Annotated in this window: 24 protein-coding genes; 14 read left to right on the forward strand and 10 right to left on the reverse strand. The window is 36.6% G+C overall.

What is annotated here, in order from left to right:
* Positions 1–2: 2 nt before the first annotated feature.
* Positions 3–1,535 (reverse strand): glutamine-hydrolyzing GMP synthase, encoded by a 1,533-nt coding sequence (gene guaA, locus KRODI_RS00180; RefSeq protein ID WP_013749535.1) that lies wholly within the window; start codon positions 1,533–1,535, stop codon positions 3–5.
* A 382-nt stretch (positions 1,536–1,917) separates the two neighbouring features.
* Between guaA and KRODI_RS00185 the strand changes: the two genes are divergently transcribed.
* Positions 1,918–2,496, forward strand: a complete 579-nt coding sequence (locus KRODI_RS00185; protein WP_013749536.1) for a hypothetical protein — start codon at positions 1,918–1,920, stop codon at positions 2,494–2,496.
* A 9-nt stretch (positions 2,497–2,505) separates the two neighbouring features.
* Here KRODI_RS00185 and KRODI_RS00190 read toward each other — a convergent pair whose 3' ends face one another.
* On the reverse strand, positions 2,506–2,940 hold the full coding sequence (locus KRODI_RS00190) for an Lrp/AsnC family transcriptional regulator (protein WP_013749537.1): 435 nt from the start codon (positions 2,938–2,940) through the stop codon (positions 2,506–2,508).
* A 108-nt stretch (positions 2,941–3,048) separates the two neighbouring features.
* Here KRODI_RS00190 and KRODI_RS00195 point away from each other — a divergent pair, with 108 nt between their 5' ends.
* From KRODI_RS00195 to KRODI_RS00215, 6 genes are all read left to right on the forward strand, one after another.
* Positions 3,049–3,471 (forward strand): hypothetical protein, encoded by a 423-nt coding sequence (locus KRODI_RS00195; protein ID WP_013749538.1) that lies wholly within the window; start codon positions 3,049–3,051, stop codon positions 3,469–3,471.
* A 135-nt stretch (positions 3,472–3,606) separates the two neighbouring features.
* On the forward strand, positions 3,607–3,765 hold the full coding sequence (locus KRODI_RS15500; RefSeq protein ID WP_013749539.1) for a lmo0937 family membrane protein: 159 nt from the start codon (positions 3,607–3,609) through the stop codon (positions 3,763–3,765).
* Between the two features lie 29 nt (positions 3,766–3,794).
* Complete coding sequence (locus tag KRODI_RS15635) at positions 3,795–3,935, forward strand: hypothetical protein (protein WP_013749540.1); 141 nt, start codon at positions 3,795–3,797, stop codon at positions 3,933–3,935.
* Positions 3,936–4,376: 441 nt separating this feature from the next.
* Complete coding sequence (locus KRODI_RS00205; RefSeq protein ID WP_013749541.1) at positions 4,377–4,769, forward strand: cupredoxin domain-containing protein; 393 nt, start codon at positions 4,377–4,379, stop codon at positions 4,767–4,769.
* 81 nt (positions 4,770–4,850) lie between these two features.
* Positions 4,851–5,549 (forward strand): hypothetical protein, encoded by a 699-nt coding sequence (locus KRODI_RS00210; protein ID WP_013749542.1) that lies wholly within the window; start codon positions 4,851–4,853, stop codon positions 5,547–5,549.
* 1 nt (position 5,550) lies between these two features.
* Complete coding sequence (locus KRODI_RS00215) at positions 5,551–5,838, forward strand: hypothetical protein (protein WP_013749543.1); 288 nt, start codon at positions 5,551–5,553, stop codon at positions 5,836–5,838.
* Here KRODI_RS00215 and KRODI_RS00220 read toward each other — a convergent pair whose 3' ends face one another.
* From KRODI_RS00220 to KRODI_RS00230, 3 genes are all read right to left on the reverse strand, one after another.
* Positions 5,839–6,732 (reverse strand): bifunctional 5,10-methylenetetrahydrofolate dehydrogenase/5,10-methenyltetrahydrofolate cyclohydrolase, encoded by an 894-nt coding sequence (locus KRODI_RS00220; RefSeq protein WP_013749544.1) that lies wholly within the window; start codon positions 6,730–6,732, stop codon positions 5,839–5,841.
* A 78-nt stretch (positions 6,733–6,810) separates the two neighbouring features.
* Positions 6,811–8,139, reverse strand: a complete 1,329-nt coding sequence (gene ffh, locus KRODI_RS00225) for a signal recognition particle protein (protein ID WP_013749545.1) — start codon at positions 8,137–8,139, stop codon at positions 6,811–6,813.
* 325 nt (positions 8,140–8,464) lie between these two features.
* The gene (locus KRODI_RS00230; protein ID WP_013749546.1) at positions 8,465–8,716 is read right to left on the reverse strand and encodes a type B 50S ribosomal protein L31; all 252 of its coding nucleotides are present in this window, start codon (positions 8,714–8,716) and stop codon (positions 8,465–8,467) included.
* A gap of 181 nt (positions 8,717–8,897) precedes the next feature.
* Between KRODI_RS00230 and KRODI_RS00235 the strand changes: the two genes are divergently transcribed.
* From KRODI_RS00235 to KRODI_RS00250, 4 genes are all read left to right on the forward strand, one after another.
* Complete coding sequence (locus KRODI_RS00235; protein ID WP_013749547.1) at positions 8,898–9,437, forward strand: DUF4199 domain-containing protein; 540 nt, start codon at positions 8,898–8,900, stop codon at positions 9,435–9,437.
* Between the two features lie 9 nt (positions 9,438–9,446).
* On the forward strand, positions 9,447–10,388 hold the full coding sequence (locus tag KRODI_RS00240) for a glycosyltransferase family 2 protein (protein ID WP_013749548.1): 942 nt from the start codon (positions 9,447–9,449) through the stop codon (positions 10,386–10,388).
* A gap of 89 nt (positions 10,389–10,477) precedes the next feature.
* Positions 10,478–12,205: a phospho-sugar mutase gene (locus tag KRODI_RS00245; RefSeq protein ID WP_013749549.1), complete on the forward strand. Its 1,728-nt coding sequence runs from the start codon at positions 10,478–10,480 to the stop codon at positions 12,203–12,205.
* Positions 12,206–12,239: 34 nt separating this feature from the next.
* Positions 12,240–14,075, forward strand: coding sequence for an ABC transporter ATP-binding protein (locus KRODI_RS00250; RefSeq protein WP_013749550.1), 1,836 nt, complete (start codon positions 12,240–12,242; stop codon positions 14,073–14,075).
* Between the two features lies 1 nt (position 14,076).
* On the opposite strand, the gene KRODI_RS15015 is transcribed toward KRODI_RS00250, so the two are convergent.
* On the reverse strand, positions 14,077–14,784 hold the full coding sequence (locus KRODI_RS15015) for a hypothetical protein (protein ID WP_148235977.1): 708 nt from the start codon (positions 14,782–14,784) through the stop codon (positions 14,077–14,079).
* Positions 14,785–15,030: 246 nt separating this feature from the next.
* Here KRODI_RS15015 and KRODI_RS00260 point away from each other — a divergent pair, with 246 nt between their 5' ends.
* Both KRODI_RS00260 and KRODI_RS00265 read left to right on the forward strand, forming a co-directional pair.
* Positions 15,031–16,086 carry a vWA domain-containing protein gene (locus KRODI_RS00260; RefSeq protein ID WP_013749552.1) on the forward strand — a complete coding sequence of 352 codons (1,056 nt, stop codon included), beginning with the start codon at positions 15,031–15,033 and terminating at the stop codon, positions 16,084–16,086.
* A 118-nt stretch (positions 16,087–16,204) separates the two neighbouring features.
* The gene (locus tag KRODI_RS00265) at positions 16,205–16,636 is read left to right on the forward strand and encodes a hypothetical protein (protein ID WP_013749553.1); all 432 of its coding nucleotides are present in this window, start codon (positions 16,205–16,207) and stop codon (positions 16,634–16,636) included.
* Here the strand turns inward: KRODI_RS00265 and KRODI_RS00270 are convergent.
* Together KRODI_RS00270 and KRODI_RS00275 are read right to left on the reverse strand one after the other, a co-directional pair.
* A complete protein-coding gene (locus KRODI_RS00270; protein ID WP_237699371.1) occupies positions 16,626–18,104 on the reverse strand; it encodes a family 20 glycosylhydrolase in 1,479 nt (492 codons plus the stop codon). The genes KRODI_RS00265 and KRODI_RS00270 overlap by 11 nt on opposite strands.
* Before the next feature lie 76 nt (positions 18,105–18,180).
* Positions 18,181–19,389 (reverse strand): class I SAM-dependent rRNA methyltransferase, encoded by a 1,209-nt coding sequence (locus KRODI_RS00275; protein ID WP_013749555.1) that lies wholly within the window; start codon positions 19,387–19,389, stop codon positions 18,181–18,183.
* 73 nt (positions 19,390–19,462) lie between these two features.
* Between KRODI_RS00275 and KRODI_RS00280 the strand changes: the two genes are divergently transcribed.
* The gene (locus KRODI_RS00280; RefSeq protein ID WP_013749556.1) at positions 19,463–20,080 is read left to right on the forward strand and encodes a M15 family metallopeptidase; all 618 of its coding nucleotides are present in this window, start codon (positions 19,463–19,465) and stop codon (positions 20,078–20,080) included.
* Positions 20,081–20,082: 2 nt separating this feature from the next.
* Here the strand turns inward: KRODI_RS00280 and KRODI_RS00285 are convergent, their stop codons facing one another.
* Positions 20,083–22,581 (reverse strand): zinc-dependent metalloprotease, encoded by a 2,499-nt coding sequence (locus tag KRODI_RS00285; protein ID WP_013749557.1) that lies wholly within the window; start codon positions 22,579–22,581, stop codon positions 20,083–20,085.
* A 109-nt stretch (positions 22,582–22,690) separates the two neighbouring features.
* Entirely contained in the window at positions 22,691–23,080 is a 390-nt protein-coding gene (locus KRODI_RS00290) for an acyl-CoA thioesterase (protein ID WP_041295567.1), read from the reverse strand.
* Between the last annotated feature and the right edge of the window lie 109 nt (positions 23,081–23,189).

A 23,189-nucleotide genomic window follows, 5' to 3' on the forward strand; every position in this document is an offset into this window, starting at 1 on the left:
ATTTATTCCCACTCAATTGTAGCGGGTGGCTTAGAACTTATATCATAGACTACTCTATTAACGCCTTTTACCTTATTAATTATATCGTTAGATACTTTTTGTAAAAATTCATACGGAAGATTTACCCAATCTGCGGTCATTCCATCTGTACTCTCCACAGCTCTAAGTGCAACGCATTTTTCATAAGTGCGCTCATCACCCATCACTCCAACAGAGTTTACAGGTAATAACATCGCTCCTGCTTGCCATACTTGATCGTATAATCCCCAATCGCGAAGACCACTTATAAATATATGATCTACTTCTTGTAAAATGCGCACTTTCTCGGCAGTAATATCACCTAGAATTCTAATCGCAAGTCCAGGACCAGGGAATGGATGTCTACCTAGTAACTCAGGTGATAATCCCATACTCGCTCCTACTCTACGAACTTCGTCTTTAAATAACATTCTCAAAGGCTCTACAACCTTAAGCGTCATATAATCTGGTAATCCTCCCACATTGTGGTGAGATTTTATAGTTGCACTTGGTCCTCCTGTTGCACTTACAGATTCAATAACGTCTGGGTAGATAGTACCTTGACCAAGCCACTTTGCATTTTCTACAAGTTTACTTTCGTCATCAAATACTTCTACAAAAACGCGTCCTATAGCTTTACGCTTAGTCTCTGGATCACTCTCACCTTCTAGGGCTTCCAAGAAACGTGCCGAAGCATCTACACCTTTTACATTAAGACCCATACCTTCGTACTGTTTAAGCACTTGCGTATACTCGTCCTTACGTAACAATCCATTATTTACAAAAATGCAGTAAAGATTTCTTCCTATAGCTTTATGAAGTAATGTAGCGGCTACTGTGCTATCAACACCACCAGAGAGTCCTAGAATAACGCGATCATCACCTAGCTTTGCTTTTAGATCTGCAACCGTAGTATCTACAAAGGCATCAGGCGTCCATGTTTGTTCAACTCCTGCAATTTTCACTAAGAAGTTTTCTAAAATCTGCTTTCCGTCTGTAGAGTGATATACTTCTGGGTGAAACTGTATCCCATAAGTTTCTTCTCCCTCTAGTTTGTATCCAGCGTTTTCTACATCGTGTGTAGATGCGATACGTTTTGCTCCTTCTGGTAATTTCTTTATGGTATCACTATGACTCATCCATACCTGACTTCCTACAGAAACACCTTCTAAAAAAAGTTCTCCTTCGTCTACTACAGAGAGTTTTGCTCGTCCATACTCACGAGTATTAGATTGTCCTACCTCACCATCATAAAAGTGAGCAAGGTATTGCGCTCCGTAACAAACTCCCAGAAGAGGTTTTTTACCTTTTATTTCTGAAAGATCTGGATGCGGTGCATCTTCTCCTCTTACAGAATGCGGCGATCCCGAGAGGATTACAGCTTTGTAAGAAGAAAGATCTTTTGGGGGATTATTAAATGGTTTTATCTCGCAGTATATATTTAATTCTCGCACTCTACGTGCTATTAACTGCGTGTATTGAGACCCGAAGTCTAATATGAGGACGTTATTTTGCATAGACAAAAATAGCATAATTTGATAGAGTTCCTATAAAGACAAAAGCAGAAATATTTGGATTTTTTTCTACAGCGCTTTTACCATTAGAGGACATACCTAGTAACCACTTAAACTTATTTAAAAATGCAGCCTATAATAGCTACTAAGTTAAAGGTAATAATGACTTTTATTAATCCGTTGCATGAAGAATGCAACAGCAGTTATATTTCAGAAATTAGCAACCTATAAACGGTGATTTCTACCTACTCAACGAGAAGTAGTGAAGTACATTAATTACTAATTTTAAACTATTATAAAATATTTAGTTTTACATGCAATTATGTATCTCTAACTATATTTAATAGTAAGTAACGACCACATAAACAACTTCTTATAAATCCTTATGACCGAAGATGAAAACAATCACTATGAAAGCGGAATAGATGAATGGCGCAAGCTCCCTGTTTTTAGACAAGGCGTTGTAATTCTTCATCTTGTAGAGCATATCATAGAAGGTATTAAGCTAGAGGACAACAATCCTAACTCTCAATATAAAAAAGCGCTCTACCAGCGATATACACAACAAATGATGGATAATGCGATTCTTATTCCATCTGCCATAGCCACTGCTCACGGAGTAGATCTCTATGACCTCAAAATGGAAAATGCTACAGTAGTAAGAAAGGCGGCTAGAGAAATCATTCAGGATTCAAAAGGTTTACTAGCCTCTGGCTATAAGGATGTTGAATATCTCGATTTATTAGGAGATGCAATTGAAATGCTTAGACCTATTTTTGCTCGCTGGGTTCAGAACTTTGATGCTACTCAATATATTATTGATAGATGGGGACTCTTTAATCCCCCAGGTGTAAACTTTGATGATCCCGCCCAACTTAAGAATATAGACCCAAACACATTTTTAAATAATCTAGATGATGATGATGACTGGGAGGATAGTGAGGACGAAGGCTTAAAAAATTAAGCTGCTTTGCTATTTAAGAATAGGATTTTGAGCAACTACGTGAGAAAGCACTATTTGCGTTTTTGACTCCCCGTACGATATCACTCTATCTATAAATTGCTCAAGGTGTTTTTGATTACGCAACACGACTTCCATCACAATATTTTCATTACCTGTAATACGATAGCAATTCACTACCTCTTCCCATCCTTTTACGTTTTCTAAAAAAGGTTTCAACTTCCCCATAAAAGCTCTTATCGTAATAATTGCTTTGAGTTGATACCCCAAAGCCTCCTCAGAGACTTCTGCCTTATAACCTAGTATTATCCCTGCATCTTCCATCTTTCTTATGCGCTCTCCTACAGCTGGCGAACTTATTCCTACTTGTGTAGCAATTGCAGTATTAGACTGTCTCGCATTTTCTTGCAAACATTTTAAAATACGATTATTAAGTGCATCTACCATATAATTTAAACTTCAAGGTTAATAATACAATATTCTTAAAGCAAAAATAGCATTCTGCTTAATAAACCAAATTTACAATAAGTATTCTGATTGTATTTTTACTTTACGATGAAAATAGTTCAAGAACCACAGTTTAAGCAATCTTTTGATATGAAGCGTCACGCTTTATACAATGAGGCTATGGATCTTTTTACGCTTTCGCGAAAGCTGTCTAATGGAAATTTGCAACACAGTATTTTAAACTGTCCTTCAGAAAAAGAACTTGCCACAAATCTATCTGAATTTATTTCGCACACAGCGCTATCATTACCTATGTCTATTGCCGAAGCGGCAGTAACTGCCGACTATTCAAAAAAACTTTATTTTCAAAAGCATATAGAGGAGCGAGTAAGCCAACTTTCTAAACTCTGTAAAAAGCTCGAAGTCCTTTACCGCAATCGCTGTCATAGTGTACAACAACTAGCACATAAAGCTCATAAGCTTGAGGCAGGATTTAAAAAGTGGTCGTTACAGTTGACAAGTCAAAACTAGCAAGATAAATTTCCCCAACGTCTCCAGGGAAATTGTCAATTTATTAAGAATACATTGTTAAATATCGTTAAGCAAACATCTGGATCTCAGTAATCCATCTACTTTTATTCTCAAATAACTATAAAACCAATTGTTATGAGAGATATTATATCCCTAATTGTAGTTCTCCTAATTGTAGGCTGGCTCGTAGGATACTTTGGATTTGGAGATGCAGTAGGAAGTTTAATTCACATTTTACTTGTATTGGCCGTAGTAGGCATTCTCTACAGGCTAGCAACCGGAAAAAAGTTATAAAAACAAATTAATCAATAAACCATAAAACAATGACTAAGAAATTTTTAACACTAGCAGCAATCGCAATTTTTACACTTTCATTTTCAAGCTGTAGAGAAAAAACTACTGGCGAAAAAGTAGGAAACGCAGTAGAAAATGCAGTAGATGACGTAGAAGATGCAGTAGATTAATCGCATCAAAAATTTTAAAAAAAAAGCCTTTCCAAAATGGAGAGGCTTTTTTTTTGTTTCTCATATTAAGAAAGAATGCGTTTTGAAGAATTGTTCTTCAAAACGCATTTCAGAATGAGGGATTTATTTGGGAAACTTGCGGTAATCTATTTATCAATCTTAAATGACTCAACACATTTAAGAACCATTATATAATATGATATACGCTAGAAAGATTGTATTTGGATTACTCAGCACAAAAAAAAGTTCTATTTATAATTGACTTACAACCAGTTACTACTTAATTACAAAATTATCTCTACTAAGATGTAAGTGTTCCCATAAAGCTCCGTCCAACCGAGCATAAGAATTTCAAATGGTAAAGCTTTAGTGATCACTATAACCACCATGAAATTACTAAACTGATTTTTAAAAAAACATTTACGTTCAAAATCCAATACAATGAAAAAAATAATTTCAATTTTCGTACTTATCTTAACGGTTTCTTTTTCTGCACAGGCGCAAGATAAAAGGATGAAGGAGAGCTCAAACAAAGTAATCGCATTAGAGCAAACTAAAGGAGAGTTTACTCAAAAGCAAATAGTAGTAAGTGAAGGAACTTACACGTTTTCAATTGCAAATAACAATGTAGGTACAGATGTAGGTTTTGTGTTAGTACCTAAAGGAAAAGATATTTCTAATCCAGAAAATCACATCAAAACTGCTTATGTAACTGCAGTAGTACCTAACAACACAACAGGAACCTCAAACGTTACAAAACTTGCTAAAGGTGAGTATGTTTACTTCTGCCCACTTAACAAGACATCTACAGACAACGTTCTTGTAGTACAGTAATCTATAATAAATATAGCAAAGCCCTGTATAATCTTATACAGGGCTTTTTTTTAGTTATTTTTGTAACTCAAAAATAACACTATGAAATTATACTTAATGCTTCTTGCATCTTCTCTAATTATCCTAAGCTGTAAAGAGGAGAATACCACAACTACAGAAGATACGAATAAACTCGAAGTTGAAGCTACATTCACACCAACCACAGAGGCAGAAAAAGTTGCTTATGCAAACGGTCTAGCAAACTGGAAAGATGTAAAACAACTTGACTTTACATTTAATGTAGATCGCAACGGTGCTACTGTAGCAAGTCGTTCATGGTCTTGGAAACCAGTCACAAATGATGTGACTATGATTGCCGCTGGAGATACCATTTCTTATAATCGTGCTACCGTAGACAGCACCTCTATGCAAGCAGACCAAGGGTTTATAAATGATAAATACTGGCTTCTTGCTCCTTATCAACTTGTTTGGGATGAAGGAACTTCAATAAAAGTAACCGACAGTGTTATGAGTCCGCTTTCGCGAAAGCAAACTAAAAAACTTACTCTTCTGTACGGAAATGAAGGAGGTTACACACCAGGAGACGCCTACGACTTCTACTATGGCGATGACTATGTAATTACTGAATGGGTATTTAGAAAAGGAAATGCTACCGAACCTTCTATGGTTACAACTTTTGAAGGATACAAAAATATCGAAGGGCTTTCTATAGCTACTGACCACAAGAGTGAAGATGGTAGCTTTAGACTATACTTTACAGATGTAAACGTCATCAAATAATATGAGTTTTAAACAAAAAAAGAACAGCCCAAAGTGGAACTTAATCACTCTGGGCTGTTTTATTATTATCTGCACCGCAATGCTCTATTATGGCGATTATGGCACTTTAGGTAAGAACGCAGCTTCAGTTGCTGGGATTCCACTTATTCTAGGGGTTGCAACAACTTTGTTATATGTATTATCAAGACTCATTGGTAAACGATATAACTGGATTATTACTATCCTAGGTATTATGAGCATGCTCATGATCGCGATTCCTATTTTCTTTGGAGCCGCAAAGCATGCTTAATTATTTTTTCTTAGACATCGCTCTGTGACGCTCGCGAGCTAGTAAAGTATTCTTAAGCAGCATGGCTATTGTCATAGGCCCTACTCCTCCTGGTACTGGCGTGATAAAACTTGACTTTTTACTTACAGGCTCAAAGTCTACATCTCCAGTAATATAATAACCTCTCTCACGAGTTTCATCTGGTACACGAGTAATCCCCACATCTACAATTACAGCTCCATCTTTTACCATTTCGGCTTTAAGGAATCCAGGAACTCCTAGTGCAGTAATAATGATATCTGCTTGTGATGTAATTTGCGTTATATTCTTAGTATGACTGTGTGTTAAGGTAACAGTAGAGTTTCCTGGGAAGCCTTTACGCCCCATTAATATACTCATAGGTCTACCTACAATGTGGCTACGTCCTATAACAACGGTATGTTTTCCCTTAGTCTCTACACCGTAGCGATCCATAAGCTCAAGAATACCAAATGGCGTTGCAGGGATAAATGTACTCATATCAAGAGACATCTTTCCAAAGTTTGTAGGGTGAAAACCATCTACATCCTTATCTGGATCTACTGCTAGTAATACTTTTTGAGTATCGATTTGAGGAGGTAATGGTAACTGCACTATAAAACCATCAATATCTTCGTTCTGGTTAAGTTCCTCAATTTTGTCTAGCAATTCAATTTCGCTAGTCATGTTTGTCATGCGCACCATGGTAGACTCAAAACCTACACGCTCACAGGCACGCACTTTACTTCCTACGTATGTAAGAGAAGCTCCATCATTACCTACAATAACTGCAGCAAGATGAGGCACCTTCTCACCGTTTGCTTTCATTTTATCAACTTCGGCTTTGATTTCGTTTTTAATGTCGTTTGAAGTTTTCTTCCCGTCAAGAATAGTCATAGGTAATAGCGTTATGGTTTAGTTTGTATTCATATAAATTAAAAAGACACCCGTTATGGGTGCCTTTTAAGGATATTGTTATTTCATTTGATTCATCATCTGCATCATCTTGCGGCCTCCGCCTCCTTGCATCATTTTCATCATCTTACTCATTTGATTAAATTGCTTGAGTAACTGATTTACTTGTTGTACCGAGGTACCAGATCCTTTCCCTATGCGCTTTTTACGACTTGCGTTAATCGTAGTAGGATTTTCTCGCTCACCAGGCGTCATGGAGTGAATGATTGCCTCTATATGCTTAAATGCATCGTCATCAATGTCTACATCTTTGAGCATCTTTCCGGCACCTGGGATCATTCCCATTAGGTCCTTCATGTTACCCATTTTCTTTACTTGCTGGATTTGCTTTAAGAAATCATCAAAACCGAATTGGTTTTTTGCAATTTTCTTTTGAAGCTTTCTAGCTTCTTCTTCATCAAACTGCTCTTGTGCTCTCTCTACAAGTGATACAACATCTCCCATTCCAAGAATTCGATCTGCCATACGTGAAGGATAGAATACATCTATCGCTTCCATTTTCTCCCCTGTACCTATAAATTTAATAGGCTTGTTTACTACAGATTTAATAGAAATTGCTGCTCCACCTCTTGTATCTCCATCTAGCTTTGTAAGGATAACCCCGTCAAAGTTAAGAATATCATTAAAGGCTTTTGCTGTATTTACAGCATCTTGACCAGTCATCGAGTCTACTACAAAGAGTGTCTCTTGTGGTTGTATTGCAGCATGAACGTCTGCAATTTCTTTCATCATCACCTCATCTACAGCAAGACGACCTGCTGTATCAATGATTACTACGTTGTGACCGTTTGCTTTCGCGAAAGCGATACCATCTTGAGCAATCTTTACTGGATTCTTCTCATCACGATCAGAATATACATCTACCTTAATCTGATCTCCTACTACGTGTAACTGATCAATAGCCGCTGGACGATATACATCACAGGCAACTAGTAAAGGTTTCTTTGTTTTCTTGGTTTTAAGGAAGTTTGCAAGCTTACCTGAAAAGGTTGTCTTACCAGAACCTTGTAAACCTGACATTAAGATAATAGATGGAGTGCCAGAAAGATTAATTCCTTCTGCATCACCTCCCATTAATTCTGTAAGCTCATCTTTTACAAGCTTCACCATTAACTGCCCTGGTTGTAGGGTCGTTAATACATCAGATCCTAAAGCTTTTTCTTTAACACGGTTTGTAAATTCCTTTGCAGTCTTAAAGTTAACATCTGCATCTATAAGAGCACGACGCACTTCCTTAAGTGTCTCTGCAACGTTTACTTCCGTAATGCTACCGTGACCTTTGAGTACGTGTAGGGCTTTATCTAACTTATCACTTAAATTATCAAACATAGTTATCTGCTATTGTAAAGGTTGCAAATTTAAGGATTTGTAGTGGTTTATCACTCCTATAATAATTACAGATTCTATAAAAATGTGTAGAAAACTACTTAATAACTAGAAGCAATGCAATGAGCGCCACTAGTACAATTGATTCATGCTTGCGCTTAACTTCTTATAAGATGGGATAGTAAGCAAGGAACTGCTATTTACATGAAGAGCTAATAGGCTCAGCACCAACTCTAATAAGAAAATCAAACAGCTTTTAAACATGAGTTGTAACAAACAAAAAAAGCCTCCCATAAAAGGAGGCTTTGTACTTGATAAGAACAAGAAATTACTTCTTGAACTTAGCGTATTTGTTTTTGAACTTATCAATACGTCCAGCTGTATCTACAAGCTTAGCTTTACCTGTATAGAATGGATGTGAAGTTCTAGAAATTTCTAATTTTATTAAAGGATACTCAGTTCCTTCGATCTCAATAGTTTCTTTAGTATCTGCAGCAGACTTCGTTAAGAACACCTCTTCATTAGACATGTCTTTAAATGCTACTACTCTAAAATTTTCTGGGTGTATATCTGCTTTCATTATAATCGTACTTAAAAATTATTCTATTTTTCGAGGTGCAAATTTACATAAATTTTAAAAATGAGCAACTATTTTTTAAAATAAAAATTACCTATTTCACGAAGTTACGATTTTTCTACGCTCGGTGTAACGATATTGTATATTTGTCTACTAACTGACCATAACCAAAACAACCATTATTATGATATTAGAAGACAAACCAACATCTGCAAAAGATGTAATGCTCAAATTTGGTCTAGTACTAGGTATACTAGCTATTCTCTTTAATGTAATACTATACGTGACAGACAACTTCCTTGCCCCTCACTGGTCATTAGGAATTCTCAATTTTGTAATGACTGTAGTCGTTATTATTCTAGCTTTAAAAGCGTTTAAAGAAAGTAACGGTGGCTTTTTAAAACTTGGACAAGCGATTAAAATTGGCCTTGGAGTTTCACTTATAGCAGCACTTTTAGGTGCACTGTGGGTTCTCGTACTTACTCAAGTTCTCGAACCTAACTACTCAGAGTTAGCGCTTGATGCAATCCGCACTCAAATGATTGAGATGTACCCAGATATGACAGACTCACAAATTGATCAGACTATTTCTTTTCAAGAACCTTTTACTAAAATTGGCTTTATGATTCCTATTGCGATCATGTTGTCATTATTTTTTGGATTTATTATCTCTTTAATAGGAGGATTAATAATGAAAAAAGAAAACCCATACGCAGACGCTTAAAAATTATTTATGCAAATATCTGTTGTCATACCTCTTCTCAACGAGGAAGAATCACTTAAAGAACTACACCATTGGATTTCAGAAACTCTGGAAACCAATGGTTTTTCTTATGAAATCCTATTTATAGATGATGGAAGTACAGATGCTTCTTGGGAGGTGATTGAAACGCTTTCGCGAAAGCGTGATAACATCAAAGGAATTCGCTTTAACCGTAACTACGGTAAATCTCAAGCCTTACATGCAGGTTTTGAAGCTGCCGAAGGTGATGTAATTATCACTATGGATGCAGATTTGCAAGACAATCCAGAGGAGATTCCAGACTTATACAGAATGATTACCGAAGATAAGTATGACCTGGTCTCAGGATGGAAAAAGAAACGCTACGACTCTGTAATTGCAAAAAACTTACCTAGCAAACTATTTAATGCAGCGGCAAGGAAAACAAGCGGACTCAAACTACACGACTTTAATTGTGGCTTAAAAGCTTATAAAAAAGAGGTCATCAAAACTGTAGATGTATATGGTGAGATGCACCGTTACATACCCGTACTTGCTAAGAATGCAGGGTTTTCAAACATAGGTGAGAAAGTAGTACAACATCAAGCTCGTAAGTATGGTGAGACTAAATTTGGTATGGAACGCTTTTTAAATGGCTTCTTAGATTTACTCACGATTTGGTTTTTAGGAAGTTTTGGAAAGCGACCTATGCATCTTTTTGGAGCACTAGGCGTACTAATGTTTGTAATAGGTTTTGGATTTGCCGGATACTTAGGTATAGATAAAGTATTCTTTCATAGAGCGGGCAGACTGATTACAGAGAGACCACAATTTTATATATCACTTGTTGCGATGCTTATGGGTATTCAACTATTTATTGCTGGCTTCTTAGGCGAACTCGTACTAAGATCAAAACGTGATAAAAAGAGATACAATATTAAAGAGACTTTATAATACATAACTCAACACGTAGACATCCCTCGTAGTGAGCTTTATAAATTATAACAAAATCGTACTTTTGTTAGTAAACAACATACATTCTTATGGTATACCACGATCCCGCTATTTTAGAAAAAGCAAATGCATGGCTTACAGAGACCTTTGATGAGGAAACTCAACAAGCCATTAAAGAAAATATCGCTCACAATCCAGATGAGCTTGCAGATAGTTTCTATAAAAATCTAGAATTTGGTACTGGCGGTATGCGCGGTATCATGGGAGCTGGAACTAACAGAATTAATAAATATACCTTGGGAAAAAACACTCAAGGTCTATCTGACTACCTACACAAACAGTTTCCTGACAAAAAAATAAAGGTCGCTATTGCTTATGATTGCCGTCATAACAGTAAAGAACTTGCTCAGGTGGTTGCAAATGTATTTTCGGCAAATGGGATTAAAGTATTCCTATTTTCTGACCTGAGACCTACACCAGAATTAAGTTTTGCTGTGCGTCATCTAGATTGCCAGTGTGGTATTGTACTCACTGCAAGTCACAACCCGCCAGAATATAACGGTTACAAAGTGTACTGGGAAGACGGTGGACAGCTGGTACCACCACAAGATGCAGAAATAATAGCTATTATTGAAGCGCTTGATTTTAGCGCTATAAAATTCAAAGGAGATGACTCCCTTATTGAACTTGTAGATGAAGAGGTAGATAAAGCCTTTGTAGATGCAAGTGTTGCAAATGTATCTTTTGGCCTTACTAATGAAGTAAAGGAGAACTTAAATATCGTTTTCACCTCGTTACACGGTACCTCAATCACACTCGTGCCAGACACATTAAAACAAGCTGGTTTTACCACTCTTAACATTGTAAAAGAACAAGAAGTACCAGATGGTAACTTCCCTACTGTAGTTTCTCCTAATCCAGAAGAAACTGCTGCTCTTAAAATGGCGCTTGAACTAGGAGAAGAAAAAAAAGCAGATATTGTCATAGGCACAGACCCAGACTGTGATCGACTAGGGATTGCTGTGAGAGGAGATGATGGCAAGCTTACCATTTTAAATGGTAATCAAACCATGATCTTAATGACAGATTATTTATTAGAACGCTTTCGCGAAAGTGCAGATCAACACTCATCACCATTTATAGGAAGCACCATCGTATCTACACCTATGATGGATGTTCTTGCAGCAGCATATGATGTAGAATGCAAAACAGGACTTACAGGCTTTAAATGGATTGCCAAAATGATTGAAGATTATCCTAACCAACACTTTATAGGTGGTGGTGAAGAAAGCTTTGGATATATGGTAGGTGACTTTGTAAGAGATAAGGATGCTGTAACCGCTACCCTACTCGCTTGTACGATTGCTGCGCAGGCAAAAGAAGAAGGACAAACACTGTTTGAAAAACTTAAAACACTGTACGTAAAACACGGTTTTTACAAGGAAACATTAATTGCTCTTGTAAAAAAAGGACAATCTGGCGCAGCAGAAATCAAACAAATGCTGAAAGATCTTCGTCTTGAGCCTATGAAAGAAATTAATGGAAGTAAGGTGATACGTGTAGAGGACTATCAATCATCTATAAGTCGTGACCTTATTACTGGAGAAACCACTACCATTGATGTTCCAAAGTCTAATGTACTTATCTTTTATACAGAAGACGGTAGCAAAGTTGCCGCGCGACCAAGTGGCACAGAACCTAAAGTAAAGTTTTATATAAGTGTAAATGCTCCACTAGCTTCGTTAAATGAGTATGACACAATTTCTGCTTCATTAGATAAACGTCTTGCTGGTATAAAAAATGCATTAGGCGTTTAAATAATTCAAAATTTCGCGCAAGCGGAAACCCTCTATGGAATATTTTAAGAAGATTCTCAAGTTTGCCATTCCTTATAAGAAATACGGATTTTTAAATATTTTGTTTAATATTTTATATGCTCTTTTTGGTACGCTAGCTTTCGTTTCGCTTATACCTATGCTTACAGTGCTACTTAAACAAGTAGACCCTGTGAGAATAAAACCTACTCTTGAATCTTCCAGCAGTTTTAAAAGCTTTTTAGATGACTCTCTTAACTATTTTATCAATACGCAAACTGATCTGCATGGTGACGTGTATGTATTAGGTATAATGGTTGGACTTGTAATTGCAACCTTTTTATTAAAAAATGTCTTTGGATACTTAGCAAACTACTTCATCACCTATCTAAGGAATGGAGTTCTTAAAGACATCCGTAATAAGATGTACAACCGTATCGTCAATCTTAATTTAAGTTTCTACTCAGAAAAAAGGAAAGGAGATACTATTGCAAGAATCACGTCTGATGTTCTTGAAGTGCAACATTCTTTCTTATCAATACTAGAGCTTTTTATAAGAGAACCTCTTACTATTCTTTTTGCTATAGGTACTATGTTGTTTATGAGTGCACAACTGACTCTTTTTGTATTTATTTTCATACCTGTGGCTGGATTTATAATTTCTAAAATTGGAAAAAGCCTCAAAAAGAAATCAGGTCAAGTACAGACAGAACAGGGATATTTCTTGTCTCTAGTAGAAGAAACACTAGCCAATCTTAAAATTATAAAAGGATTTGCAGCCGAAGATAGAATGGAAACTAAGTTTCAAACCTCTACTACTAATTTTGAAAAATACAGCAATACTCTTACACATAGGCAAAACTTAGCATCTCCCGTAAGTGAGTTTTTGGGAATTACAGTAATCGGAATCTTATTATGGTACGGCGGCAATATGGTGTTAGATGGTTCTGGAGGACTAGATGGAGCTCAGTTCATTGTTTATATGGGATTAGCATATCAAATTTTAACCCCTGCAAAATCTATTGCAAAGGCTAGTTACTCGGTTAAAAAGGGAGACGCTGCTGCCGCTCGTATTCTAGAAGTATTAGAAACTGAAACAACTATAAAAGACAACCCTAGAGCGATTAGTAAAGATACATTTGACAGTCGTATAAATTTAGAGGGCATCTCTTTCAAGTATGATGAGGAAAGTGTACTAAAGAACTTTACACTTAATGTAAAGAAAGGACATACTGTAGCACTTGTAGGTCAATCTGGTTCTGGAAAAAGTACAATTGCAAATCTAGTTACTCGTTTTTATGACGTTAATGAAGGAAACATAAAAATAGACAATACAGATATAAAAGATATTTCTAAAAAATCTCTACGTAACCTCATGGGGTTAGTCACTCAAGACGCTATTCTCTTTAATGACACTATACGCAACAATATAAATCTAGGTAAAGAGAACGCCACAGATCAAGAAATCATCGATGCATTAAAAATTGCCAACGCTTGGGAGTTTGTACAAGACCTCCCTAAGGGACTTGATACTAATATAGGTGATAGTGGTAATAAATTGAGTGGAGGACAAAAGCAGCGTCTCTCAATAGCTAGAGCGGTTCTTAAGAATCCTCCTATCATGATTTTAGATGAAGCTACCTCAGCACTAGACACGGAGAGTGAGCGTCTCGTGCAGAAAGCGCTAGAAAATATGATGAAGAACAGAACTTCTATTGTAATTGCTCACAGACTTTCTACTATTCAAAATGCAGACGAAATTGTGGTCATGCAAAAAGGAGAAATTGTAGAGCAAGGAAAACATCAAGAGCTTATTGATAAGAAGGGAATGTATCACAAACTAGTCTCGATGCAATCTTTTGAAGAAGCTTAGACTAGTCATTTTCTTTTACAATGACAACGGTTGCCGTATAACCAGATGCTAGAAACCAAGTGTTTGAAGATATTACTTTTTTCATATCATCATACATCACAAACTGTGCGGTATTTGCTCCTACAGAGCCCTGATTAAGTGCCTTAATTTCTATTTTATTAAACCCTTTTTTAAGATCTAGATAAAACCCTTGAAACTGACCTTCAAGAAATATTCTAGGATGCACAATGGTATCATTTACACTCACGCTCACTAGATCTCCATCTATTGCACCGTGGTCTCTATAAGTGAAATTTACAAATTTAGATCCGCTTTTAAAGTCTCCTAAATTTTGATTTCTAAAATATTCTGGACGAAGTTTTTCTATATCTTTTTCTTGAGAATTATTCATCTTGTTTTCAAGAGCAGTATAAGTTTTTTCGGCAAAGTCGGTGCCTTCCATAAAGTTAATCTCTCTTTTCTCATTTGATTTAAAAGGATCTTTAAGTTTTATTTTACTTTTAAAAATAAGAGAACCAGATTGTACATCACTACTCTTTTTTCTTGCCATAGGTGCTATAAACACAGGCGCTGGCACATCATTAGGCTGCTTTCCCTTAATTTCTATAGAAGCACTTGGCGCATCTATTTGAGCTTGTGCACTTAGAGATACTAAGAGTAAGGCTAGTAATGGAAGAGCTTTAATTGATATGAGGAAAGTGCTTTTCAAATAGTAAGTGAGTCGATGTAACATTTTAGAGTTATGGCTTCTATGCATATTTACCATAAAGTATGCCATTGTTGATTAAAATTACGCTTTCGCGAAAGCGTAACAACAACCTAACGCATCCAAAGATAAAATATTTGAAATTTATAGCTCGATATATCAGTTGGCAAAATTTATTGTTCATTACAACATATTAAGAAATAAATTGAAATGTAATGCGTTCTAACCACATCAAACAAATGAATACTTATGAAACTACGTGCATTACTTGCTCTTTTTGTCCTAGCCTCTTTATCTTTCTCTTGTAGCTCAAGAGACGATGATGGAAATAGCACAACAGATATAGACTGTCTCAACTTAGGAAGCCAAGAGCTTGATATTACCATACAAGAATCTTTTACCACATTACCTTCTAAGGTATCTGTTTTCTTTAAAGTAAATGGCAGCGACGGTAGTCCCGTAGCAGGATTAACACCTTCTAATTTTACAATTTTTGAGCAAGGCCGTAATGATGATTGTTATAATGAAATTTCAAACTCTGAAGCATCAGGAGCAATATCTCCAAATGCTCAAATATTTTCAAATAACACACTACTAGTTTTAGATTTAAGTAATAGTGTCTTGAGCACAAGCTTACAAGAACTTAAGCAAGCGTCAAGCAGTTTTATATCTAATGTGATGCCAGCAATCCCTACAGATTCTTTTAAAATGGCTATTTACTGGTTTGATGGAGAAGATGTACTTCATGAACTACAACCTCTAACTACCAGTGCAGCTATGCTTCAAGAAGCTATAGATGGAATTACAGAAGATATAAGTAATGATCCATCTACAGATTTGTATGGTGCCGTAATTAAAGCTGCGGAGATTGCAGATAATATTATTGATGTCTCTGAAAATGAAGATCTATTTGCAGCAGCCTCTGTCGTAATTTTTACTGATGGAACAGATCAGGCAGCTCGATATACAGAAGAAGAGGCAGTAGATGCAGTTTCTAATGCAGATGATGACGTTAGCTTCTTTACTATAGGTCTTGGCTCAGAGATAGATGAAGGCATACTTTCTAAAATAGGACAGACAGAAAGTGTATTTGCATCTAATGCAGCAGAACTAGAATCTGTATTTAATGATATTTCTAGTGGAGTAGCAGGACAAGCAAATAGTTTTTACTTGTTTGAATACTGCAGCCCTAAACGTGATGGAAGTGGTATGAATAACCTTGTGATTCAAGTAATTAATGGCGGGCAAGATGGTCTAGTTCAAACTTCTTTTGATGCTACAGGATTCACTAGTGGTTGTGAATAGGTTTTTAAACTACTCAATTTGAGTAGTTAATCGACTTAAAAGATGGCTTTATGGATTGATATGATTACAAAATTCTATTGTTCACTATTGATTTTAGACAATAGTATATCTTTGTATTATGCTAGTATCAGAATCAAACCTCAACAACGTATTAGAAGATGTTTATATCTTAAAAACAGGGACTTACTATTTTTTTGAAGATTTTATTATCTCAGAAATCAATGAAGGTTTACTCTTTGACTGGAATATGGCTCAAGAACTTATCAATCTAGCCGAAAACCATTACGGTAAAAATAACAAGGTAGCATACATATCTAACCGTATACACTCGTATTCTTTAGTGCCTCAAGATTGGCTGAAGTTTTTTAAGGCTCGCAATTCTATTAGTGCGTTTGCTGTAGTCTCATATAATGAAAAAGAAAAATCTGATATCCTTATAGAACGCCTTTTCTTTAAGTCTAAAATCAAAAAATTCTTTGACTTAAATGAGGCGGTAACATGGGCTATAGAACAGCAGAAAGAATATAAGATAAAAAAAACTACAGCTTGATTTTAGTTTCGAGTATTGGAGAATTATAATAGTTAATCTCTAGTATATCCATTCTCTTATAATGCTTATATAATCGCTTCTTATAAGAATCCCAATTATAATTACTGGGGTTACTCCAGCCTAATTCGGCGTGACCTATGAGTCTTGGAAAAGCAAGATACTCAATATCATCAGAGGATTTTATAGTCTCAGACCACAAAGGAGATTCAATACCCAACACTTGTGAGACAGGAACATTTTTAAAAATTTGTGATGGATTCCAGATATAAGCGCTATCTAACTCAACCGTTCCGGCCCAAGTAAGTCCTATAGGAGACTTCTTTGTGTATTTCATATCAAGATACATACGCTTTGCAGGAGATAAAATAACTTTTGCACCTTGAGTAAGTCCTCGCGATGCGGTAGTGGTTCTTTGCCAGTGTTGTACTATGTAAGTGCTATCTACACCAGCACTTTCTATCTCTTCCCAGCCTATTACGTGTTTATTGTACTTCTTAACTATTGGAAACACTTTATTGAGAAATATATTATAATCCTTTTTTGAAGTGACGTGAGATTCATCACCTCCTAGATGTATATATGGCCCAGGGGTCATTGCTGCTATTTCCTTTATCACATTTTCTACAAATGTGTATGTAATATCTTTATCTACGCACAAGGTGCTAAAACCTACACGCATTCCCTTATACAGCTTTGTGACTTTACCATTACAGTTGAGCTCGGGATAAGATGCCAGTGCTGCATTAGTATGTCCAGGCATATCAATCTCTGGAATCACCGTAATAAATTTTGACTGAGCATAAGCTACAATCGATTTATAATCTTCTTGAGTATAAAATCCAGGGCGTTCATTACGCACAGACGAGCTCCCTCCTATTTCCGTAAGTTTAGGCCATGACTTGATCTCAATACGCCACCCTTGGTCATCGGTTAAGTGTAAGTGTAATTTATTAAGTTTATAAAATGCCATTTGATCAATGAGACGCTTTACTTCATCTACGGTAAAGAAGTGACGTGCAACGTCTAGCATCATACCTCTATACTCGTACTGCGGTGCATCTACAATTTTTAGTCCTGGGATGACTAGACTATCAATCTGCTTTCCTGCAATAAGAGCATCTGGTAAAACTTGCAATAGCGTTTGCATACCCCTAAAGACACCACTAGGTGTTGACCCAGCAAGCGACAATCTCTTATTATTTATAGCAAGTGCATATCCCTCTGGGGAAGGTATACTATCACTAGACACAATATTAAATGAAACTACATTTTCATCTACTTCATTATCTAGTGTTAATGGAAAAGGTGTTTGTTTTAAAAGATTTTTAAACTGCGTGGCAATTGCTTGCACTTCTGGCAATGTATCACTCATCACTCTAGTTTCCTGATCAAATAAAAAGCCATAATCCTCTGCAACTATCTGATCTGGAATTGGGATAAGAACGAGCTTTTCAATACTTGTTTGCACAAGAGGTTTCTCCTTTTTACAAGAGAAAAACGAGAAACAAATAACTAGCACTAAAAATCTCAAAACCATAACTTAATTAATTTAATCTATAATAACCACATTTAAGATATGCTCCTTCAGGAAAACTAATAGGATGATCGCTATCATGGTAGGTTTTACCTTCAACCGTAAACTTGCGATCTGCCTTTTTTATATTGAGTTCACAGATATCAAAAAATGCCTCTGCTTCTACTCTAGAAGAGCAAGAAGCTAGTACAAGCATCCCTTTTTTGGCTGTTAGTTTGGTTCCTAATTGAGCAAGTCTAGCATAGCTATTTCTAGCCGTATTTACTTCCTTTGCGCTCTTTGCAAAACTTGGTGGGTCTATCACAACGATATCATACTTCTCACCTTCATCTATAAGTTGCTGTAAACCAACAAAGGCATCTATAGCAAGAATTTTATGATTACCAGCATGCTTATTGAGTTTACCATTATCTAGAGCAACCTGTAATGCCTGAGCACTAATATCAAGACTCAACACCTCTGTTGCTCCTCCTGCAAGTGCATGTACAGAGAATCCTCCAGCATAGCTAAAGACATCTAGCACAGTCTTACCCTTTGCCATGTCTCCTACTCTTTTTCTATTGTTACGGTGGTCTAGAAAGTAACCTGTTTTATGCCCATGAATCACGTTTGCCGAAAATTTCACACCGTGTTCCACAAAACGAACTACTTCTTTTTTGAGCGTTCCATAAATCACTTGTCCATCTGTAAACCCATGTGATTTACCTTTGGCCACGTTTCGACTTAAGCGTAATACCATCGTATTTGCTTTTGAGGTTTCAATAAGCTCAGGTAATATTTCTTCTAGATATGGAAACCAAATGGCGCTGTAAATTTTTACGACAATGACATCGTCATAAACATCTGCAATGAGCCCTGGGAAACCATCATTCTCGCCAAAGATGAGACGATAACTATTGGTGTTTGTTCTCAATAGTTGTTTTCTCAAGGAGAATGCTTCCTTTATTCTAGTTTTAAAAAACTCTTCATTTATGGTTGCCGGCACATTACTGAGAACCTTTATTCGTATAGGAGAATCTGGATCATACAATCCTATTCCAAATACTTTATCAGATCGATTATCAAAAAGAATAGCGATGTCACCAGAACTCCCAGCTTTATTAAGCTTTGCGATACTATTTTCAAAAATCCACGGATGCCCTTGTTTTACAAGTTTTTCGGCATTTGTAGTGAGGTGTACTGCAAGCCTCTTAGTCTTTATTTGAGGTAAATCTATCATGTAAGATGTAGTATTATGAAATTACGCTTTCGCGAAAGCGTGAAAAAAACCAAATTAATCGTAATTTTCCAGTATGAGAATGTATCGCACGCTTTTTTTAGTAGTATCGGCCCTTTTTTTTCTGACCTTCCAAAGTAATGATGAAAGTCCGCTGGTAAATATAGACCAGTTTGACTCCACTTTTACATATGATGTACGATATGCGACAGATGATAATTTTTTAAAACAGACGGTGTATGATTGTGTGCAGTGCTTACTCATACCAGAAGTTGCCGAGGCGCTTGTTGATGCAAATAATTACTTCTGTGAGCTAGGCTACATGATAAAACTTTATGATTGCTACAGGCCATTATCTGTACAGAAAAAGATGTGGGAGATATACCCTAATCCAGGATACGTAGGAAATCCATATGGTAGTGGTTCCATACATAATCGTGGCGCTGCCATAGATATGACTATTGTTAAGCTAGATGGTACTCCGCTAGATATGGGGAGTGACTATGACTTTTTTGGCAAAGCCGCACATATAGATCATCCACATAATGAGACCATAACTGCAAATAGAAAGCAGCTATGGTCTGTTATGAAAAAATTTGGCTTCTCACCTATTCGTACCGAGTGGTGGCATTTTAATTATGATGCAAAGAACTATGGTCTCAAAGTGCTCGACATCGATTTTGACTGTGAGTAATTTTATTTAGGATCTAGCAATTGCTCTATGCGTGCAATGGCATCTTCATAGTGATATTTTGTAACCGTATTCACATTGCTATTACGCGCTGAGCGTAGTTTACTACGCAGTTTTCCTAGTTCACCTCTTACTAGCGGTCGCACATCTGATACACTCACATCGTAATATAGAGTTCCTTCAAAACCAGATCTTCCAGATCTAGCTTTTGGACCTTGGTCCGTCATTAAAAACTCCATTCTATCTAAGTAAGAACGCTGTAAATTACGACGATAAAGATCTACCGAAGTGCCTCTGCTAGTTTCTGACCAGATACCATTTCTAAGGTCTGACAGCATATCAAGAGCGCTATAGTAATCTGTTTGCGTAGTCTCTGCATCTATAAGACGACCTATCCTATCAAAACTTAAGATTCTATTTAAATAGCGTGATTGTGTTCTTCTCACCTTTTCTGCATATCCTGCGTGATCTATGTTTTGCATGATCGCTGGATCTACAAGCCATGTAGGAGTTTCAAAAAGATTGTTTTGTAACCAGCTCATAGATTCTTTTTGTGCAGCTTTATCTAGGTGCGTATACACTACTCCAGATTGAGAAGGCATTTTAATATCTTCAAACACTCCTCCTATATTTGTAACTACGTGACCTACAAATCTGCTATAAACACCTACAAGCTCTCCATAAAGCTCTTCTAGATCTCCATAGTCGTTTGTTTTATCTGACGTCCAGCTAGGAAGATTTTGTGCTACATAACGCAAGTTTTTAATACCATAAGTACTTGCTTTTACAGGATCATTACCTATAGATTCCGTCTGTGATTGCGGATCAAAACTACTAGACTGTCGGCCAAATTTAAAACGAGGATCTCCAGCTTTTTCTTGAATCCACTTATTAAGAGTTGCTTTTTCCATTAACGGTGAAGAAGCGTCTGGTAACCAGCGATAACCCCAGTTAGTCGCATAATGATCATAAGGTCCCATCTGGCGTACAAATCGAATGTTTGTATCTCCTGGCTGCGCTATATAATTATATCTAGCATAATCCATAAGACTAGCTGCTATCCCATTTTCTTGAGTAAAAGCTCCGTCTCTGTAAGATTCTACATCATAAGCATAACTTGCTGCCATGTTATGTGGAAAACCTAATGCGTGCCCTACCTCATGAGCAATAACCATACGCATCATCTCTCCTATCTCTTCCTCTGGAGTATCTAGCGTTCTAGCGCTTGGGTTTGCTGCTCCTGTTTCAAGGAGGTATCTATTTCTATAACTGCGCAGGTGATTGTGATACCAGATAATATCACTTTCTATAATCTCACCACTACGTGGATCTGAAACACTTGGTCCTACCGCATTACGCGTAGTGCTTGCTACATATCTTACAACAGAGTATCTAATATCTTCTGGGCTAAAATCTGGATCTTCTTCTGGTGTAGGAGCATCCTTTGCAATGATTGCATTTTTAAATCCTGCAGTTTCAAAAGGCTTTTGCCAGTCTTCTATTCCTTGTTTAATGTACTCTTTTAGGCTTTCAGGCGTTCCTGGGTCTAAGTAGTAGACAATAGGCTTTACTGGATCTACCAGCTCACCTCTTTTATACGCTTCTGGATCGCTAGGCTCTAGTCTCCAGCGACGTATGTATGTTTTCTCATCTGCTTTTAAAGCATCGCTTCCATAATCAAACTGATTTACAGTAAAAAAACCAACACGTGGGTCATACAATCTAGGTTGCATTGCCACCTCTGGAAGTAAAATCATAGATTGATTTACCTGCAAACTGATACTCTCTGCAGAACGTTCTGTAGGTGGTTCTGAGGCATCATACGTAAAGTCTTGCTTTACTTCAATGTTTTCTGGAAAACTCTTAACACTGTTGATAAAGCTACGGCTACCATCAAGTTTTTTTACTTTGTATTCTTTACGTAAACGACCAGATAGCGGACTAATCGCTTTTACGTCTGTAGAGAATAATTTTGTAACATCAATGACTACGGCAGTAGAGTCTTGATTGAAAGTCTCTACATCAAAAGCATATAATGTAGGTTCATAATTGTTTACTCGTACAGAGTTGCTTATCGCCTTGCTACTATCTGCAATGTTGGTGTATGACTTTATCTTAAGTAAGACCTTATCTTGAAAACGCTGCCAGTGTACAACTTGCTCGTTAGTTTTTGAACCAGCATTCATATAACCACCTCCTAGTCCGTTAGGGATTTGAGCAATACGAGTCACCCATAGCATGTCTTTTTCAAGCGCAGTAAATGGGATTTCGTAATAAAAATTATTTTTGATTTTGTGTACTTGAAATAAGCCAGAATCTGTAACTGCTTCTTTTGTAATTACATCAGTATATGATTTGATTGCGTCCTTATCAGCTTTTTTAGGAGTTGCAACCTGCTCTTTTTTATTTTTTGACTTACGCTTTCTTAATTCTTTGCGTTGTGCAAAAGAATCTTGAACATTAAAAAAGGTAGCAATGAGACAGAGAAGTAGTATTCTTTTCATGGAGTTTGTTTAAAGTACTCCGAAAATAAGAATTGACTGCAACGAGCAAGATTAATTTTAGATAACATTAACAGAATACGGACGTATTAACATTAGTGTTTATCACTCGCTATTTGTCCAGTCTATCTTTTACAAATTCTATTTGCGTTTTACCATGTGACTGCGCCTTTCCATCTTCATCTAGACCTACCATAACAATACGCTCAATACTGATAATAATCTCTCTAGTCATCTTATTACGCACCTCACATCTTAACGTAAGTGACGCCGTTCCGAAAGAAATAGCTTCAATCCCTATCTCAATAATATCACCTATTTTGGCACTAGAACGAAAGTCTATCTCACTCATGTACTTTGTAACCGTCCTAGGATTTTCTAGTTGGATGATGGCATAAAGCGCCGCTTCTTCATCAATCCATTCTAAGAGCCTTCCGCCAAAGAGTGTTCCATTAGGATTTAAGTCTTCTGGTTTTATCCATTTACGTGTGTGAAAATTCATCATATTTGGGTTGAGATTTATTTAAAGTTAACAAAAAGATGTGTCACGCTTTCGCGAAAGCGTACTTAAAAAACTCATTTTACCAGATCATCAATAATCTTCATAAATA

Source organism: Dokdonia sp. 4H-3-7-5 (assembly GCF_000212355.1).
Taxonomy (GTDB): Bacteria; Bacteroidota; Bacteroidia; order Flavobacteriales; family Flavobacteriaceae; genus Dokdonia.

Coding starts and splice junctions, on each gene's coding strand:
- guaA (WP_013749535.1), bottom strand. CDS start 1,535: ATGCAAAATAACGTCCTCATATTAGACTTCGGGTCTCAATACACGCAG.
- KRODI_RS00185 (WP_013749536.1), top strand. CDS start 1,918: ATGACCGAAGATGAAAACAATCACTATGAAAGCGGAATAGATGAATGG.
- KRODI_RS00190 (WP_013749537.1), bottom strand. CDS start 2,940: ATGGTAGATGCACTTAATAATCGTATTTTAAAATGTTTGCAAGAAAAT.
- KRODI_RS00195 (WP_013749538.1), top strand. CDS start 3,049: ATGAAAATAGTTCAAGAACCACAGTTTAAGCAATCTTTTGATATGAAG.
- KRODI_RS15500 (WP_013749539.1), top strand. CDS start 3,607: ATGAGAGATATTATATCCCTAATTGTAGTTCTCCTAATTGTAGGCTGG.
- KRODI_RS15635 (WP_013749540.1), top strand. CDS start 3,795: ATGACTAAGAAATTTTTAACACTAGCAGCAATCGCAATTTTTACACTT.
- KRODI_RS00205 (WP_013749541.1), top strand. CDS start 4,377: ATGAAAAAAATAATTTCAATTTTCGTACTTATCTTAACGGTTTCTTTT.
- KRODI_RS00210 (WP_013749542.1), top strand. CDS start 4,851: ATGAAATTATACTTAATGCTTCTTGCATCTTCTCTAATTATCCTAAGC.
- KRODI_RS00215 (WP_013749543.1), top strand. CDS start 5,551: ATGAGTTTTAAACAAAAAAAGAACAGCCCAAAGTGGAACTTAATCACT.
- KRODI_RS00220 (WP_013749544.1), bottom strand. CDS start 6,732: ATGACTATTCTTGACGGGAAGAAAACTTCAAACGACATTAAAAACGAA.
- ffh (WP_013749545.1), bottom strand. CDS start 8,139: ATGTTTGATAATTTAAGTGATAAGTTAGATAAAGCCCTACACGTACTC.
- KRODI_RS00230 (WP_013749546.1), bottom strand. CDS start 8,716: ATGAAAGCAGATATACACCCAGAAAATTTTAGAGTAGTAGCATTTAAA.
- KRODI_RS00235 (WP_013749547.1), top strand. CDS start 8,898: ATGATATTAGAAGACAAACCAACATCTGCAAAAGATGTAATGCTCAAA.
- KRODI_RS00240 (WP_013749548.1), top strand. CDS start 9,447: ATGCAAATATCTGTTGTCATACCTCTTCTCAACGAGGAAGAATCACTT.
- KRODI_RS00245 (WP_013749549.1), top strand. CDS start 10,478: ATGGTATACCACGATCCCGCTATTTTAGAAAAAGCAAATGCATGGCTT.
- KRODI_RS00250 (WP_013749550.1), top strand. CDS start 12,240: ATGGAATATTTTAAGAAGATTCTCAAGTTTGCCATTCCTTATAAGAAA.
- KRODI_RS00260 (WP_013749552.1), top strand. CDS start 15,031: ATGAAACTACGTGCATTACTTGCTCTTTTTGTCCTAGCCTCTTTATCT.
- KRODI_RS00265 (WP_013749553.1), top strand. CDS start 16,205: ATGCTAGTATCAGAATCAAACCTCAACAACGTATTAGAAGATGTTTAT.
- KRODI_RS00275 (WP_013749555.1), bottom strand. CDS start 19,389: ATGATAGATTTACCTCAAATAAAGACTAAGAGGCTTGCAGTACACCTC.
- KRODI_RS00280 (WP_013749556.1), top strand. CDS start 19,463: ATGAGAATGTATCGCACGCTTTTTTTAGTAGTATCGGCCCTTTTTTTT.
- KRODI_RS00285 (WP_013749557.1), bottom strand. CDS start 22,581: ATGAAAAGAATACTACTTCTCTGTCTCATTGCTACCTTTTTTAATGTT.
- KRODI_RS00290 (WP_041295567.1), bottom strand. CDS start 23,080: ATGAATTTTCACACACGTAAATGGATAAAACCAGAAGACTTAAATCCT.